This window comes from Herbiconiux oxytropis (genome assembly GCF_024979315.1).
In the GTDB taxonomy this organism is placed as follows: Bacteria; Actinomycetota; Actinomycetes; order Actinomycetales; family Microbacteriaceae; genus Herbiconiux; species Herbiconiux oxytropis.
This window is the reverse complement of the sequence record NZ_JANLCK010000002.1, coordinates 72342-89838: the sequence shown is the minus strand read 5'-3', so window position 1 is coordinate 89838 and position 17497 is coordinate 72342. Positions and strand designations below refer to the sequence as shown.

9 protein-coding genes are annotated in these 17497 nt (G+C 70.6%); 6 read left to right on the top strand and 3 right to left on the bottom strand.

Going from position 1 to position 17497, the window contains the following annotated elements; translation table 11 throughout:
• Positions 1–19 precede the first annotated feature (19 nt).
• From N1028_RS03525 to N1028_RS03515, 3 genes are read right to left on the bottom strand one after another with little or no spacing between them, the layout of a single operon-like run.
• Positions 20–1336, bottom strand: coding sequence for a DUF58 domain-containing protein (locus tag N1028_RS03525; protein WP_259525437.1), 1317 nt, complete (start codon positions 1334–1336; stop codon positions 20–22).
• Positions 1333–2307: an AAA family ATPase gene (locus N1028_RS03520; RefSeq protein ID WP_259525436.1), complete on the bottom strand. Its 975-nt coding sequence runs from the start codon at positions 2305–2307 to the stop codon at positions 1333–1335. Before N1028_RS03520 ends, N1028_RS03525 begins: the two co-directional genes overlap by 4 nt.
• A gap of 22 nt (positions 2308–2329) precedes the next feature.
• Positions 2330–8353, bottom strand: a complete 6024-nt coding sequence (locus tag N1028_RS03515) for an Ig-like domain-containing protein (protein ID WP_259525435.1) — start codon at positions 8351–8353, stop codon at positions 2330–2332.
• A 299-nt stretch (positions 8354–8652) separates the two neighbouring features.
• On the opposite strand from N1028_RS03515, the gene N1028_RS03510 reads away from it, so the two are divergent.
• From N1028_RS03510 to N1028_RS03485, 6 genes are all read left to right on the top strand, one after another.
• Positions 8653–9672: a ketopantoate reductase family protein gene (locus N1028_RS03510; RefSeq protein ID WP_259525433.1), complete on the top strand. Its 1020-nt coding sequence runs from the start codon at positions 8653–8655 to the stop codon at positions 9670–9672.
• Positions 9673–9764: 92 nt separating this feature from the next.
• On the top strand, positions 9765–11240 hold the full coding sequence (locus N1028_RS03505; protein WP_259525432.1) for an amidohydrolase family protein: 1476 nt from the start codon (positions 9765–9767) through the stop codon (positions 11238–11240).
• Positions 11241–11290: 50 nt separating this feature from the next.
• Positions 11291–12682: an amidohydrolase family protein gene (locus N1028_RS03500; protein WP_259525431.1), complete on the top strand. Its 1392-nt coding sequence runs from the start codon at positions 11291–11293 to the stop codon at positions 12680–12682.
• On the top strand, positions 12679–13755 hold the full coding sequence (locus tag N1028_RS03495; protein WP_259525430.1) for an ABC transporter permease: 1077 nt from the start codon (positions 12679–12681) through the stop codon (positions 13753–13755). The genes N1028_RS03500 and N1028_RS03495 overlap by 4 nt, the downstream gene beginning before the upstream one ends.
• Positions 13752–14933, top strand: coding sequence for a substrate-binding domain-containing protein (locus N1028_RS03490; RefSeq protein ID WP_259525429.1), 1182 nt, complete (start codon positions 13752–13754; stop codon positions 14931–14933). Before N1028_RS03495 ends, N1028_RS03490 begins: the two co-directional genes overlap by 4 nt.
• Positions 14933–17449 (top strand): ATP-binding cassette domain-containing protein, encoded by a 2517-nt coding sequence (locus tag N1028_RS03485; RefSeq protein WP_259525428.1) that lies wholly within the window; start codon positions 14933–14935, stop codon positions 17447–17449. Before N1028_RS03490 ends, N1028_RS03485 begins: the two co-directional genes overlap by 1 nt.
• Positions 17450–17497 lie beyond the last annotated feature (48 nt).

Sequence of the window (17497 nt, the reverse complement as noted above, 5' to 3'; positions counted from 1 at the left end):
GGCCTCATCGGTTCGCTCATCAGCTGTTGGCCCTCCGGAGTGCGAGCGGGAAGTCGGAGAGATCGCCCACCGTGAGCAGGCTCGTCTCGCCGATCTCGCGCAGCGACAGCTGGGCGCCGGGGCGGCACGACACCGCGAGCACGCGCACGCCGAGCGGCACGTGCACCGTGGCGGCCTGCAGCTGCGAGGGCGTCACGGTGCTGCCGAACACGAAGAACGCCACCGAGGCATCCGGCACCGAGCTGCCGAGGGTCTTCGCGAGCTGCGCGATGGCCTCTCGACGCTCGGTCTGAGCGACACCGGAGAGCTCGTCGAGCAGGCGACGGCCGGTCTCGGACTGCAGCTCCGAGCGCTGGGTGAGCACGGTGAGGTCGAACTCCTCGCGGAGGGCCTGCACGCCGAGGGAGCCGCAGATCGAGACGGCGAGCTCGAACTCGGCCGAGTAGTCGGGGTCGTCGCCCGGGGTCTCGGCGTAGTCGGAGCGGTTGGTCGAGAGGCCGATCGCGAGGTGCGAGCGGCGGGTCTCCTCGAACTGGCGCACCATGAGCTTGCCGGTGCGGGCCGAGGTCTTCCAGTGGATGTAGCGGCGGTCGTCGCCCGGCACGTACTCGCGGAGGGCATGGAACGAGACGTCGTTGTCCGAGAGCACGCGGCTCTCGATGCCCTCGAGGTCGCGGAGGAAGCCCGACGACGAGCCGCCGAGGGCCACGGTCCTCGGGTGCACGAAGAGGTCGCGCGGCTCCGTCCAGCGGATCTCCCGCCGCATCAGGCCGAGCGGATCGCCCCGCACCGAGCGCACCGGGCCGACCTGGATGACGGAGCGGCGGTGGGTGGGGATGCCGAAGAGGTCGTCGTGCTCGGCCTGAGGAGCGAGGCGGGGCAGGTGGAACGCGGCGAACGAGGAGCCCACGGGCAGCTCGATCCGGGCCGGGAGGAGCGATCGCGCGGAGGTGTTGGTCACCGCGATGCGGCCGACGGCCCGTTCGCCCACGACGACGCGGCTGAGGGCGAGGTCGAGCCGCACGGCGTAGGCGGAGCGGCCGATCGCGAAGCCCACGGCGATGAGGAGGGCGGCGAGCAGCACGAACGCCACGATGAGGAGCTCGCGCCAGCCGAACACCGCGCCGGCCACGAGGGCGAGCACGGTCGCTGTGAGCACGGCCCAGCCGAAGCCGGAGACGGTCGAGAGGGTGGGCCCGACCACCTTCCAGATCGCGCGCAGCACGGGCATGACCCTGCTGCCGATGTGCAGGGTGAACCAGGGCCACGCCCGCTCGCGTGCCCACACCATCGGCCGCGACCGGCCGATCGCGCCCCGTGCCCGCCTCTCACTCATGCAGCGGGTTGCCTCGACTGCGGTGCGGCCACGTCGGCGAGCACGCGCGCGAGCACGCCCTCGGCGGAGGCGCCGGAGAACTCGGCCTCCGCGTCGAGCACGAAGCGGTGGGTCCACACGGGCCCCGCGAGCTCCTTGATGTCGTCCGGCAGCACGAAGTGCCGGCCCTGGGCGGCGGCCCACACCTTCGAGGCGCGGATGAGCGCCATGGCGCCGCGCACCGAGACGCCGAGGCGCGACTCGGGGGCGATGCGGGTCTCCTCGGCCAGCTGCGCGGTGTAGCGCAGGATGGCGGGGTCGACGTGCACCGTGGCGGCGAGGTCGGCCATGTCGGCGACGGCCGACGTGGTGATGACGGCCGAGAGGGTCGACGAGGGGTTGCGGTTGGCGGAGCCGGCGAGGATCTTCTCGGCCGACGCGAGATCCGGGTAGCCGATCGTGGTCTTGATCAGGAAGCGGTCGAGCTGCGCCTCGGGGAGGCGGTAGGTGCCGGCCTGCTCGATGGGGTTCTGGGTGGCGATCACGAGGAACGGGCGGCCCACCTCGTGCGTCACGCCGTCGACCGACACGCGCGACTCCTCCATCACCTCGAGCAGCGCCGACTGGGTCTTCGGGCTCGCCCGGTTGATCTCGTCGGCGAGCACGATCGAGGCGAAGATCGGCCCCTTGTGGAAGTCGAACTTGTGGGTGTCCTGGTCGTAGATCGTCACGCCCGTGACATCCGAGGGCAGCAGGTCGGGGGTGAACTGGATGCGCTGGTGGGTGCCCTGCACGGTCGCCGCAATGGCCTTGGCGAGGCTGGTCTTGCCCGTTCCCGGAGCGTCCTCGAGCAGCACGTGGCCTTCGGAGATCATCGCCATCAGGGTGAGGCGGATGACGTGCTCCTTGCCGAGCACGGCCAGGCCGACGTTCTGCACGAGGCGGTCGAAGGTGCCGGCGAACCAGGTCGCCTGCTCGGGGGTCATGGTCATCGAGGGTCCTTTTCGTGAGAGGTCATCGTCGGGCTTGAGCTTGCACGCCGCCGCAGGTGATGCGGGAGGCCTGGCTCTCGAGCGTGTAGGCGGTGCCGGGGGTGTCCTCGGACCACCACTGGGTGTTCTTGCTCGAGTTGCGCGGGAGCGTCTCGGGCCAGCTGCTGCCGGACCAATTGCAGGTGACGTCGCCGCCTCCCGGCCAGTCCTCGAGCGTGATGCGGAGGTTGTAGCAGTTCTTCACGTTGCCGGAGCCCTCGTCGTCGGCGCCGCACGGGGTGCCCCGCGAGATGAACGCCTTGGGAGTGGGTGGGTTGCCGCTCTCGGCTTCCGTGCTCTTCGTCGACGTCTGACCGGCCGCGTCCGAGACGTTGACCTGAATGGTGTGGCGCTCGTTGTAGCCGTCACCGACCGTGGTCGACCCCGAGGCGTCGCGCGACACCAGGTTGCCGTCGACGAACACCTCGAACGACTGGGCGCGACCGTTGCCGGGTGGCGGCGACCAGCTGAGGGTGACGGATCTCGCGTTGCCTGTCGCGTTGACGCCGGGTTCCTTGAGCGGGCCGTACGGGTTGGCCGGGTTGGAGGTGCTGCTGGGGCCGGGCTGGACACCCTCCACCGACGAGACGGCCCACACGTCGAAGGTGTAGTCGGTGCCGTTGCCGAGGCCACCGATCTGGCCGCCTCCCGCGGCGATCGCGCCGGTCGCCCCCGTCTGGTTGACCCGATACTGATAGGCCATCTCCTCGGAGCGGCTTCCGTTGGTGGCACCAGGTGCGAACGTGAGATTCACGGTGCCGTCGGCGCCTGTGGGTGCGGCCGAGACTCCCGTAGGCGCCGAGGGCGGGATGGCCCCACGTCGTCCGGCCGACTCGGGGCTGAACGCGCCGTCGCCCGCTTTGTTGCGAGCGGAGACCCGGAACGTGTAGTCGACCTGGTTCACCTCGACCGCGACGTTCGCCGAGGTGCCGCCCACCTGCTGCGAGTTCACGAGGTCCCCGCCACGGAGCGTCTCGAGCGTGTAGAGCGAGATCGCATCGCCGTTGGCGGCGGGCGCTCCCCACGAGACGCTGATCTGCGCCTGGTCGCCCACGGGCGTGGCGGGCGTGGTGGTGGGTGCGCCGGGGGCGTCCGGAGCACGCGCCGGCACCTCGGTGGCCGACCAGGCGCTGAACTCGCTCGGCTCAGGGGCCCGGTTCACGGCCTGCACCCGCACCTGGTAGGCGGTGCCGTTGGCGAGGCCCTCCCAGGTGAGCGCGTTGCCCGTGACGTTGTAGCGGGAGGCGGCGCCGCGCTCGGGCGCGGGGGAGATCTCGAGGTTGAACGCCTGCACGGGCGATCCGGGCGTGGGCGGTGTGACCCACGAGACCGCGAGACTCTCGTCGCCGAACACGAGGGTCGGCGGTTGCGGCTGATCGGGCCGCGCGTCCGGCCGTGCGGGGCCGGATGAGGGCGACGGGTCGGAGGTGCCGACCGAGTTGGTGGCGGTCACGGTGAAGTAGTACTCCACGTCGTTCGTGAGGCCGGTCAGGGTGCAGGTCGTCGACGAGCACTGCTGGGAGAACCCGTTCTGGCTGGTCACCGTGTAGCCCGTGATCTCGGCACCGTTGTTCACGGGCGGCGTCCACGACAGCACGACGGTCCGGTCCTGGATGCTCGTGACGGTCGGGGTGGCCGGGGTGCCCGGGCGGCCCTGGACCGTGAGCCGGATGCGTCCGTCCGCGGTCCTCGAGGCGTCGCCCGTCGCATCCTGCACGGTGTAGCGCACCACCATGGTGCCCACGAAGTCGGCCGCAGGGGTGACGGCGACATCGGATCCGCCGGCCGACGCGGTGCCGGAGCCCGTCTCCACGACGGTCTCCGTGATCGTCAGCGGGGTCTCGGGGAACGGGTTGTAGTCGTTCGCGAGCACGGGCACCGAGACGGTTGCGCCCTGGTTGGCCTGGGGCACGACGTCGTCGGTCGCCGACGGGGGGTTGCGGGTGGTCGACAGCACGTTGACGATGACGGTGCCGCGGACGGCCGGGTTGACCCCGTCGGACACCTCGATCTGGATGGCCGAGGGGGAGCGCTCCGCGTTCGCGGCGGCGCTCACCACGAGCGTCGAGCCGTCCAGACGGGCCGACACGTCGTCGGCCTCCTTCTCGGCGATCTGGAAGGTCAGGCCCTCGAGCTCGCCCTCGTCCGGGTCCTGCGAGTTGGCGCGGAGGTCCACGGTGCCCTCGCCGTCGCCTGCCGCGACGTCGACGGAGGCGCCCACGAAGGTCGGCGGCGTGTTGTAGTCGGAGACGACCTCGATGGGGATGACGAGGTTCGACTTCTTGCCCTCCGGGTCGTCGGGCCCGGTGCCGTCGGTGACCTCGAAGCTCAGGGCGTCGGGGCCGTCGTAGCGGGCCTTCGGCGTGTACTGCATCGAGTTCTCGTCGACCAGGAGGTCGTCGCCGTTCGACATCGAGGCGCGCACCTTGGCGGCCTCGGTGATGCGGGCCGTCTTGCCCTCGGCCACGAGCACGTAATCCTCGAGCTCGATCTCGGCGGTCTCGCCGTCGTTCACGAGGATGGGCTCGATCCCGGGCCGGAGCACGGGCCCCATCTCGTCGATGCCGGGCACGTACACGAAGGCCGAGGCGGTGAGGCCGTCCTGGTCGGTGACGGTGTAGGTGATGATCTGCGAGATCGGCAGGAGCTCGATCCGCACGAGGCCGTCGCCCACGGCCGAGGCCGTGAGGTTCGACTCCGTGGCGGGCACCGAGACGGTGAGCTCGTCGATGATGCCGTCGGGGTCGTCATCGTTGACCCGCACATCGATGTCGACGTAGGGGCGGTCCAGCGCATCCGAGGTGGGCACGGTGTCGTCGCGGGCGATGGGGCTCGCGAGCGGGGCGTCCGGGCTCACGGAGAGCAGGAGGCCGCCCACGCCGGTCGCTCCCCAGCGGTCGACGATCGTGTAGAGGATCGTGTAGTCGCCCGGCTGGGTCGGCGCGGTCACCATGACGCGGCCGCCCTCGACGGAGGCGTCGATGCCCTCGGGCACCTCGAGGCCGTTCTCACGGATGGCGATGGGGTCGCCGTCCGGATCGGTGTCGTTGGCCATCACATCGACCGCGAGCGTTCGCCCCGGTCGCGCGGCGGCCTCGTCCTTGACCGCATACGGCGGCTGGTTGGACTCGCTGGCCGGGATGATGCCCACGAGCACGGTCGCCGTGGCGGTCGCGCCGAGCTTGTCGCGCACCTTGTAGGTGAAGGTGTCGGTGCCGATCGACGACGGGTAGGCCTCGTAGACGAGCCATGACTCGCCCACCTCGGCGATGCGGCCCTTGGCGGGAGCGGAGTCCTGGCCGATCAGCCGCACGGAGTCGCCGTCCGGGTCGATGCCGTCCAGGGGCACGGGGATGCGCACGCTCGTGCCCTGGAGGGCCCGGATGGTCACGTCCTGGGGCCTGGGCGGTGAGTTGGTGCCCGCATCCGGGGCGACGATGCGGATGGTGACGTAGCCCGCATCCTTCTGGCCCTGGGTGTCGACGACCTCGTAGGTGGCGTAGACGGTCTTGGCCTCGGCGCCGGCCTTGAAGCGCACGACGTCCTCGGCCACGAAGATCTCGCCGTCGACCGGGTCGATCAGCGGCTCGATCAGCGTGGGCGAGAGCGAGATGGTGTCGCCGTTGGGGTGGTAGTCGTTGGCGAGCACAGGGATGGTGGCGACGTCGCCCGCTCGGACGGTCACGGTGTCGTCGACGGCCACGGGCGGAAGCAGCTGCTCGGGCGCCGGGATGGGCGTGATGAAGACCTCGCCGCGGGACGCCGCCGCCCCGTTGCTCACGGTGTAGACGACCGTGAGGGGCCCGGTCAGCCCGCGGTCGGTGATGCGCAGGATCTCGTGCTCGAGCACCTCCACGGTGACGGGGGCGTCGGCCGGCAGCTGCACCGACTGCACGGCGAGGATGCCGCCATTGGGGTCGGTGTCGTTCGCGAGCACGTTGACGAGGGTCGAGCGCCCGGTCGGGACCTGGGCGGTGTCGCGCACGGGGATGGGCGGGGCGTCGCTGTCGTCGGGAGCCACCACGTCGACCCGCACGAGGCCCTCGGCCGTCTTGGGGCCGTCGGAGACGAGGTACTGCACGTAGTACTGTCCGACGTTCGCGGCGGTGAAGTCGAACACGCCCGTGAGGTAGTCGGCCTCGATCACGACGCCGGGGGTCTCGTTGACTTTCGCCAGGCGGAGCGGGGCCCCCGACGGGCTGAGGTCGTTCTCCAGAGGCGCGATCGTCACGCGCTCGCCGGCGGTGGCCACGACGAGGTCGATCGTCGCCACGGGCGAGAGAGATCCCACGTCGCGCACGAGGAAGCGGATGCCGACCTCGGTCTCGCTGCGGCCGTCGGAGACGATGACCGTCGCGTTCTTCGGCCCGGTCTCGGTGCCGATGCTCGTGAAGGTGATCTCGCCGTCCGGCCGGTACTGGATCTGGTCCTCGGTGCCGGTGGAGGCGCCGACCACGTAGAGGTCGTCACCGTCGGGATCGATGACGTCGGGCAGGATGTTGTGGCGCACGGTGGCGCCCACCTCGGTGAGCACCTCGGAATCGCGCCTCTGCCTCGGGGCGTTGTTCTCGCCCTCCTCGCGCACCGTGAGGGCCACGGTGGCGGTGTCGGTTCCGCCCCGGCCGTCGTCGATCTTGTAGCTGAACCGGCTGGTGCCCGAGGCGTCGTCATCGACGACCACCTGCAGGGCGGCTCCGTTGAGGATGCGCTGCACCGTGCCCGTGGAGGGCTGGCCGCCCTCGAGAGCGGCGGTGAGCACGTCGCCGTCGGGGTCGATGTCGTTGTCGACCACCGGGATGATGACGGTGCGGCCGGCGCGCACGCCGAACTCGTCGTCGACGGCCTCGGGCGGGGTGTTCTCCTCGGAACGGTCGGGCAGGATGACCTGCAGCTCCTCCTCGGTGGAGTCCTCCTCCTCCTCGGAGTCGCTCTCCTCGGGCGGCGGCGCGATGTCGTCCCAGTTGTCGACCTTCTTCATGTCCTGGTTCACCAGGAACACGACGCCCGTCGACACGTCGTTGAGCACGATGACGTCGCGGTTCACCCGGAAGCGGAGCTCGGCGTTCGCGGCGAGCCCGTCGATCTTCTGCTCGACGTCGTTGGCCTCGCCTGAGCAGTCCCGAATGTAGTCGGCGGATCCCGCCCAGGCCGCGTAGGCGCATCCGTTCAGGAAGGCCGGCGCAGCGGGTTCGCCCGGCTCACCCGAGGTCTGCAGCACAGTGGCGTCGCCGCCCGCGAGCGGTTGACGGATGAGGGCGGTCGCGGTGGCGATGAGCACGTCGTCCGAGGCGGGGCCCGCCTCCTGCACGAGCCCGCCCTCGGCCTCGGGGATGACGGCGGTGCCGCCGCCCGGGAGGTAGACGGTGCCCGAGGCGGAGTCGAACAGCACGGCGTCGTCGCCCACCGTGGTGAGGGAGATCGGCGTCCCCTTCTCGATCGCGGGCAGGGCGGTGCTCATCGGCTCCTCGGGGAGCGCGCCGTTCTCGTCGAGGGCGAAGGTGAGGATGGCGTTGTCGGTCGAGGAGAGCGCGTGGATGTTGCCGTCGACGTCGGCGACGGCGGCCGAGCCCTGGCCGAGGGAGGCCATCGGCTTGTCGGGGTCGATCACGAACGAACCGGCCCGGTCGGCGGGACTGGCGTAGAGCGAGCCCGTCTCGCGGTCGAGCAGGGAGACGGTGGGGCCGCCGAGCGAGACGGTCGATTCCGGCGGGAGGTTGACGGGGGTCTCGAGCGCCACCGTCATGGGGTTCACCGGGGTGAGGGTGGCGCCGGAGGAGTCGAGCAGGAAGACGGTGTCGCCGTTCTGCAGCACGTCGAACTCGGTCGATCCGGTGCGGAGCCCGCCGTCGATCACCTGGGCGGGGTGGTTGAGGTGCCCGAGCAGGAGGCCCGTCGGCTTGGTCACCCAGACCCCGCCGTCGTTGAGCTCGACGTCGGCCGTCTCGACGCCTTCGTAGACGAAGGCCATCGTGGCGATCCCGACCGACAGCGCCACGATGGTCGCCACCGATGCACTGGTCGCCTTGTGGCGGCGAATGGCCTGGAACAGCCTCACGGGTCCTCGAATCGTCGGTTCAAGCAGCTTGCGAGGGTAAGACTGTGCGGGATCGCGGGGCTGGGTGACCCGTGCGACCGGCGGCTCAGAACTTCGGGTGGACTGTGCCCCGCACGAGGGTAATTCAAGCACGGTTCCCAAACGCCGCCAAAACAGCGACGAGGGGGTCTCCTGGGGGCTGCTTCCCTGCGCTCAGCGTGTACTATCACTTCACACACGATGTGAACCAATACATGACAAGCGAGGATTCGATGAAGAGGATCGCAGTGGTCGGAACCGGTGCCAACGGTGCCGGGATCGGTGCCGACATGGCGCGGGCCGGATTGGACGTGACGTTCATCGAGCAGTGGCCGGCCCACGTCGAGGCCATCCGGGAGCGGGGCATCGAGGTGCGCATGCCCGACCGCACCGAGGTCACGCAGGTGCCCGCCCATCACCTCTCCGACGTCGCGACGCTCCGGGATCGGTTCGACATCGTCTTCGTGGGCGTCAAGGCCTACGACACCAGGTGGGCCTGCGAGCTCATCAGACCCCTGTTGAAGCCGGACAGTCTCGTGGTCGGGCTCCAGAACGGCATGACGATCGACGACATGGCCGACGTGGTGGGGGCCGACCGCACGATCGGCGCCGTGATCGAGCTCGCCTCCAACATGTGGGAACCGGGTGTCACCAACCGGCAGAACCCGCCCGAGGAGTCCTGGTTCGCGGTCGGCGGCATCTCGCCGGGCACGCGCGGCCGCGAGGAGGAGGTCGCCGAGGTGCTGCGGCACGCGGGGACCGTGGAGGTCTCCGACGACATCCGCTCGTCGAAGTGGATGAAGCTCGTGGTGAACGCCGCCGAGCTCGTGCCCTCCGCCATCCTGGGGCTCGAGCTCAACACGGCCGCCGAGGTGCCCGGCATGTACGACTTCATGCTGAGCTGCGGCAAGGAGGCCGTGCGGGCCGCGAGTGCGAGCGGGAGCCGGATCCGGCCGATCTTCGGCATGGGCGACGAGAACGTGGGCGACCCGGATGCCTTCGCCGAGCACCTCTTCGAGATCGTGCTCACGCAGTACTCGCTGCCGGACACCAAGACCACCTCGCTGCAGGACTGGCTGAAGGGCCGCCGCAGCGAGGTCGCCGAGATCAACGGCCTCGTCGTGGCCGAGCTCGAGGCGGCGGGGGAGCCCGCGCCGTTCAACCGGCTCGTGGTCGAGCTGGCGGCTCGCGTGGAGGCGGGAGAGCTCGCCGTCGGCCCCGAGAACGTCGGGTTGCTGCTCGCTCCGTTGTAAATAGTTACTGCACCTATAAGTAAAGTGCGAGTTGACATGAACACTCGCACTTCACATACTGAATCGACCCGGCTTGCTCAATGAGGAGAACCATGGCTGCACCCGACCGCATCGTGATCCGAGGTGCCGCCGTCGCCTCGGTGGATCCGGTGATCGGCGATCTCGAGCGGGCCGACATCCTCGTGGAGCACGGAGCCATCGCCGCCGTGGCACCCGTCTCGGCCGAGACGGGCGTCAGTTCTCTCACGGTCGACGAGGGTTCGGCGGTCGTGCTCGACGCCTCGGAGATGATCGCCATCCCCGGCCTCGTCGACACCCACCGGCACACCTGGCAGGCCCAGCTGCGTGGCATCCTCGCCGACGGGACCATCCCCGACTACCTGCGCGGGATGCGGCTGCAGATGGCCATCCGCTACCGGCCCGAGGACATGTACGTCGGCAACTACGCCGGCGCGCTCGACGCCCTCAACTGCGGTGTGACCTCGCTCGTGGACTACTGCCACAACATCCTCGACCCCGAGTGCGCGCACGGCGCCGTGACGGGGCTGCTCGACGCGGGGATCCGCGGGCTCTACGGCCACGGGATGACCCCGGTCACCTCGAACACCTGGTCCGAGAGCGCGGGCGGGCGCGAGGGCGTCGTCGATCCCGCCGCCTTCGGCCCCCGCGCCGCCCTCGCCCGCGAGATCCGCGAGCAGTACTTCCGCGACGAGTCGCAGCCGCTGCGCTTCGGGATCGCTCCCCAGGAGCTGCCGATCGCCCCGGTGGCCGCCGTCGCGGCCGAGTTCGCCCTCGCCCGCGAGCTCGGTGCGCGCATGACGATGCACGCCAACCAGCTCGCCGTGCGGCAGCTGTTCCGTGACGTCGAGGTGCTCCACGAGCACGGTCTGCTCGGTCCGGATCTGCTGCTCGTGCACTGCAGTTTCAACACCCCCGAGGAGTGGGAGCTGCTGCGGGGCACCGGGACGACCGTCTCGGTGTGCGCCGAGACCGAGATGCAGATGGGCATGGGATTCCCCGCCATCCGTGAAGCCACCCTGCACACTCCGGGGCCGAGTCTCGGCATCGACTGCGTGAGCGGCGACAGCGGCGACCTGCTCTCGCACGCCCGGCTCGTGCTGCAGGCCACGCGCTGGCGCGACGACAGCGCGGGTTACGAACGGCTCGTGGCGCCGCAGGAGATGCGCTGGACGACGAAGGACGCGCTCTCCTGGATCACCATGAACGGCGCGGTAGCCGCGGGCATCGAGGATCAGGTGGGCTCGCTCACCCCCGGCAAGCGCGCCGACATCGTGCTGCTGGACATGGGCGGCATCAGCCAGGCCGGCTGGAACCGTCGCGACCCCACCGGGGCGGTCATCTCGCAGACCAACTCCGGCAACGTCGACACCGTGCTGGTCGACGGCCGGATCGTCAAGCGCCACGGACGCCTCGTGCACGTCGACGTCGAGTCGGCGCTCGCGAGGACCCGTGCCTCGCACGACCACCTCTACGAGGAGATGGACCGCCACGGCGGCTTCATCCCGCAGCCGCCCGTCGACATCCCGCTCTACCGGGAACGGGCCTGACGGCCCATCCCTCCACCCCACCCGACCAGCACAGACAAGGAGCACCGGACATGACCGACTCGAGAGACATCCTGATCACCGGAGGCACCGTCCTCACCGGCATCGCCACCGACCCCGCCCTCGCCGACACCGACGTCCTCATCCGCGACGGCCGGATCGCCGAGATCGGCCGCGGCCTCGAGGCGCCCGGCGGCGCCGAGGTCATCGACGCCGCGGGATCCGTCGTGATGCCCGGATTCGTCGACACCCACCGCCACACCTGGCAGGCGATCGTGCGCAACATCGCCTCCGACTGGTCGCTCGACGAGTACATGGCGGGCCTGCACGTGGGGCTCAGCAAGCACTTCCGCCCCGAGGACACCTACACGAGCAACTACCTCGGCAGCCTCGAGGCGCTCGACTCCGGCATCACGACCCTCGTGGACTGGTCGCACAACCTGCGCACGGCCGATCACGCCGACGCGGCCGTCAAGGCGCTCGAGGACACCGGGATGCGGGCCGTCTTCGCCCACGGCGGCGGCGCGGCCCAGTGGGGCGGCATCATGCCCTCCCCGGTCGAGCATCCGCGCGATGACGCGACGCGGCTCCGCACCGAGCACTTCGCCTCCAACGACGGCCTCGTCACCATGGCGCTCGCCCTCCGCGGCCCGCAGTTCACCACGCGCGAGGTCAACCGCGCCGACTTCGCCCTGGCTGCAGACCTCGACCTGCGCGTGACGGTGCACGTGGGCGACGGCCACTTCGGCAAGATGCGCCCGATCCTCATGCTGCAGGAGGACGGCCTGCTCTCGGACACCATCACCTACGTGCACTGCACGACGCTCAGCGACGAGGAGCTGCGGATCATCGCCGCCACCGGCGGCTCGGCCTCGGTCGCCCCCGACGTGGAGGCTCAGATGGGCCACGGCTACCCCGCGACCGGCCGCCTGCTCGCCGCGGGCGTCCGGCCCTCCTTCTCGATCGACGTCTGCTCCTCCAACGGCGGCGACATGTTCGGCACCATGCGCACCGCCATCGGCCTGCAGCGCGCCGCCGACAACGAGGCTCTCGTGGCGGCCGGCACCGTGATCGAGCGGATCGGCCTGCACTGCGCCGACGTCATCCAGTTCGCCACCCTCGACGGCGCGAACGCGGCGGGCCTCGGCGGGGTCACCGGATCGCTCGAGGTGGGCAAGGCGGGCGACGTCATCGTGGTCAGCGGCAACTCGCTCGCGATGTCGCCGCTCAACAACCCGTTCGGCGGCATCGTCTACAACGCCCACCCCGGTCTCGTGACCGACGTGATCGTCGACGGCGTCGTGCGGAAGCGCGCGGGCGCGCTCGTGGGCGTCGACGTCAAGAAGCTCCGCGACGAGGCCTCGAACAGCCGCGACTACATCCTGTCGCAGATGCCCGAGGCATCGGTCGACGGGGCCTGGCACCCCGGAGTCGTGCACGCATGACCCTCGATGCCGGGCGCCGGGCCGCCTCCTCCCCCACGGAGCGGCCCGGCATCAAGCCCATCACGCCCTGGGCGAGGGTCGCCTCGTGGCCGGCGGCGCGCGCGCTCATCGCCGTCGTCGTGCTCTTCGCGATCAGCCCCCTGATCGCGCCGGGGAGCGTCTCGGCCACGGCGATGTCGTCGATGCTGCCGTTCGCGGCGCTCACCGCGGTCGTGGCCGTCGGCCAGACCCTCGTGATCATGCAGGGCGGCCTCGACCTCTCGGTCGCGGGCGCCATCACGCTCGGCGCCCTGATCGTGGCCAAGTTCGGCGGAGACGACCAGCTGGGCCTCGGTCTCGCCATCCTCGTCGCCCTCGTGGTGCCCGCGGTCTTCGGACTCATCAGCGGTCTCGTGATCGCGCTGTTCGGACTGCCGCCGCTCGTGGTGACGATCGCGAGCAACGCGCTCATGATCGGCACCGTGCAGGCGGTCTCGGGCGGCTACGGCGGCCAGGTGGTCGACTCGCTCTCCGAGTTCTCGCTCTCGCGCTGGCTCGGCATCCCGGTGCTCGTGATCATCGCCACGATCGTGGTGCTCGTGGTGCACGTGCTCCTCAAGGCGCTGCGGGTCGGCCGCCGGTTCGAGCTCGTCGGCGCCAACCCGCGTGCGGCCCGCACCATCGGCCTCTCCACCAACGGCTACGTCGTGGGCGCGTACACGCTCTCGGCGCTGCTCGCCGCGACCTGCGGTGTGCTGCTCGCCGGCCTCCTGCGTTCGCCCACCCTCACCGCGGGCGACGCCTACCTGCTGCCCTCGATCGCCGCGGTCGTGCTCGGCGGAACCCTGCTCACGGGTGGCAAGGGCAGTGTCATCGGCACCGCCCTCGGCGCCCTCTTCCTGGGCCAGCTCGGTCAGCTGGTGCAGACCTTCACCCAGACCACGGCGGCCCAGAACATCATCCAGGCCGTCATCATCGCCGTCGGCATCGTCGTGCAGATCAAGCTCGGTGGCAACACCGCGCGGCTGCGCATGATGTTCGGCGCGAGACCATCCCGAAAGAACACAGCACTCGACGAGGAGTCACACTCATGAATTCCACCTCACCCCGCCGCGCCGCCGTCGCGATCGGCAGCGCGCTCACCGTCACCGCCCTGGCGGTGATGCTCGGAGGCTGCTCCTCCACCAACTCCAGCGGCACCGCCTCGACGGCCTCGAGCGCCGACATTGCGGTGGGCTCGGTCGGCACGATGGACCAGTTCGCCGACATCGCCGACATCTGCCCCGAGGAGGGCGAGATCACGGTCGGCGTGGTCGACGGCTTCGGCACCAACTCGTGGTCGAAGACCGTGCTGGCCGAGATCGAGGCCGAAGCGGCCAACTGCCCGGCCATCACCGGCGTCGAGTTCGCCGCGGGCCGCGGTGACCTCCAGACCACCACCGCCGCGATCACGAGCATGGCGGCCAAGGGCACCGACATCGTCCTCGTCATCCCGGATGCGGGCCCCGGCGAGGCGCACCTCTCCGCGCTCCGCAGCGCCGTGCAGTCCGGCTCAACGGTCGTGGCGTTCGCCTCCGACCCCGAGGGCCAGGCCGGTTCCGACTTCCTCGACTACACCGACTGGTCGCCTCAGTTCAGCGGCAAGACGTGGGGCCAGTGGGTCGTCGACCAGCTCGGCGACGAGGGCGGCAACGTCGTGTTCCTCGGCGGCCCGGCCGGCAGCGCCGTCTCGAGCCAGGAGCTCGAGGGGGTCAAGGAGGTCTTCGCCGACAACCCGCAGATCACCCTGCTGAACGAGGAGCCCGTCACCACCAACTGGGACCCGGCCCAGGCGCAGCAGGCCATGAGCGGACTGCTCTCGCAGTACCCGGAGATCGACGCGGTCATCTCCGACTACGGAGCGTCGACCGACGGCGTCATCCGCGCCTACCAGGCCGCCGGCATCTCGCTTCCCCCCGTCGCCACGACCGACCAGAACAGCCTCAGCTGCGGCTTCGACGAGCTCAAGGCGTCGAACCCCTCGTACGAGCTCGCCACGGTCTCGTCGCGCACCTGGGTGGGCCGCGTCGCCCTCCGCAAGGCCATCGCCTCGCTCTCCGGCACCTCCGACACCGAGCCCTCGATCTTCGAGCTCTCGCTCGCCGAGGACTCCTCCGGCGTCACCGACGGTGCGAAGACCCCGGCCGAGGTCTGCGCCGAGGGCGCTCCCGCCGACGGCTCGCCGTCGTCGCTGCTCACCCCCGAAGAAGTAGAGAAGACGTTCGCGAACTGATGGACCAGACAGCCAGCCGGCCCGTGCCGCTCCTCACTCTCACGGGAATCGGAAAGCAGTACCCCGGAGTCCGCGCGCTCGACGACGTCGACGTGACGGTGCTCCCCGGTGAAGTGCACGCGATCCTCGGCGAGAACGGAGCGGGCAAGTCGACGCTGGTGGGCATCGCCGCCGGGTCGGTCGTCCCGAACACCGGGACGATCGACCTCGGCGGGGTGACCCAGGCGCGGATGTTCCCGCGCGACGCCCGCGAGCGCGGTCTCGCGATCGTCTACCAGATCCCCGCCCTCGCCCCCTCGCTCACGGTCGTCGACGCCATGCTCCTGCTGCTGCCGGAGAAGGTGCGCCCGAAGCGCCGCGAGGCCACGGCCTGGACGGCGGAGCTGTTCGCCCGCCTGGGCCTCGAGATCGATGTGCGTCAGCGCGTCTCCGCGATCTCGCAGCGCGAGGCGCACCTCGTGGAGATCGCCGCGGCGCTCGCCTCCGAGCCCACGGTGCTCGTGCTCGACGAGCCCACCGAGGCGCTCGGCGCCGACGAGACCGCGTGGCTGTTCAGCCAGGTGCACGAGCTCCTCGCCCGGGGTGCCGGGGTGGTGTACATCACCCATCGCATCCCCGAGGTGCTCGAGATCGGCGACCGCATGACGGTGCTCCGAGACGGCAAGGTGGTCGGCCGCGGTGACGTGGCCGGCTACACCGCCGACGAGATCGTCGAGCTCATCGTCGGCCGGTCGCTCGAGACGACCTTCCCTCCGAAGGCGATCGCCAGGGGATCCGACGCCTCTCCCGCACCGGTGCTCGGCACCGCGGGCCTCACCGGCCGGGCGTTCCGGGACATCGACTTCGTCGCCCGCAGCGGCGAGATCGTGGGGCTCGCGGGAGTCGAGGGCAACGGCCAGCGCGAGTTCATGAAGGCGCTCGCCGGATCCGTGCGCGGTGCCGGCTCGGTGCGCCTCGACGGCCAGGAGCTGCGCGGGCTCACCGCCAAGCGTGCGAGCGCCGCCGGCATCGTCTACCTGCCGGGCGACCGGCTCGGCGAGGCGATGTTCGGGCAGCTCAGCGTGCGCGAGAACGTGATCGCACCGAACCTCGCCCAGGCGATGCCCGCGGGCTTCGTGTCGCCCGGCACCGAGAACCGTCTCGTGCACGAGGCCATCGGCGGTCTCGCCGTCAAGACGCCCACGATCGAGACTCCCATCACGTCGCTCTCGGGCGGCAGCCAGCAGAAGGTGCTGCTCGCCCGCGCCCGTCTCGGGAGCCCCCGGGTGCTGCTCGTCGAAGACCCCACCCAGGGTGTGGATGCCGGTGCGCGCGTCGAGATCTACTCGTTCCTGCGGGCCATGGCCGACGACGGGGTGGCCGTCGTCATCCTCTCCACCGACGCGGTCGAGCTCGAAGGGCTCTGCGACCGGGTCGTGGTGTTCTCCCGCGGTCGCGTGCAGGCGGAGCTCGAGGGCCCCCGGCTCACCGAACGCGAGATCACGGGCGCCGCGGTGCTCGCCACCGAGACCTCCATCAACGACGACGCGGATGCGGCGGAGCTGACCTCCAAGAAGGGGCTGCCGCTCTACCAGCGCGGTGAGGTGCAGACCGTCTCGCTCATCGTCATCACGATCGTGCTCGCCCTCATCACGGCGGGAGTCGCGCCGTCCTTCCTCAGCCCGCTGAGTCTCGGACAGCTGCTGGCCACGGCCTCCATCCTCATCCTCGTCGGCCTCGCCCAGCTCGCGGTCGTCATCACCGGTGGCATCGATCTCTCGATCGGGTCGGTGGTGGCGCTCTCGGCCGTCATCGTCTCGTTCTTCGGCGGAGGAGGCCCCGGGCTCCTCGTCGTGGGGGTCGTCGTGGCGATCGCGGCCGGGGCGGTGGTGGGAGTCGTCAACGGCATCCTCATCACCCGGCTCGGCATGCCGCCCGTCATCGCGACCCTCGTCTCCTCGATCGCGGTGCTCGGCGGCGCGCAGCTGCTGCGCCCGCAACCCGGCGGGCAGGCCAGCGCCGACCTCATGACCGCCCTCGGCACCGCGATCGCCGGCATCCCGCTCGTGCTCGTGGTGGCCGTGGTCATCGCCGTGCTGCTGTGGCTGGGCCTCGGCAACACGAGCCTCGGCCGCGGTTTCCGCGCGGCGGGCTCGGATGCGGTCAAGGCCAACCGCATGGGCGTCGACGTCGACCGGATGCGCCTGACGGCCACCGTGGCATCCGGTGTGCTCGCGGCGATCGCCGGCATCGTGCTCTACACGAAGACCGGGATCGGGGATGCGGGGGCGGCGCAGGCCTTCACTCTCACCTCGGTCACCGCCATCGTCATTGCGGGCGTCAGCATCTTCGGCGGCTCGGGATCCGCGCTCGCCGTGGGTGCCGCGGCGCTCCTCCTGCAGACCATCACGAGCGCGCTGCCGTTCCTGAACGTGAACCTCTCGTGGCAGTACTGGCTGCAGGGCCTGTTCGTGCTCGTCGCCGCCGTGCTGCCCATGGCGGTGCGGCTGCGGCGCCGGCGGAGGATTCCGGAGTAACACGGTGGAGGGCACCGTCTACCCTGGACGTGAGGACCGAGGAGCGAA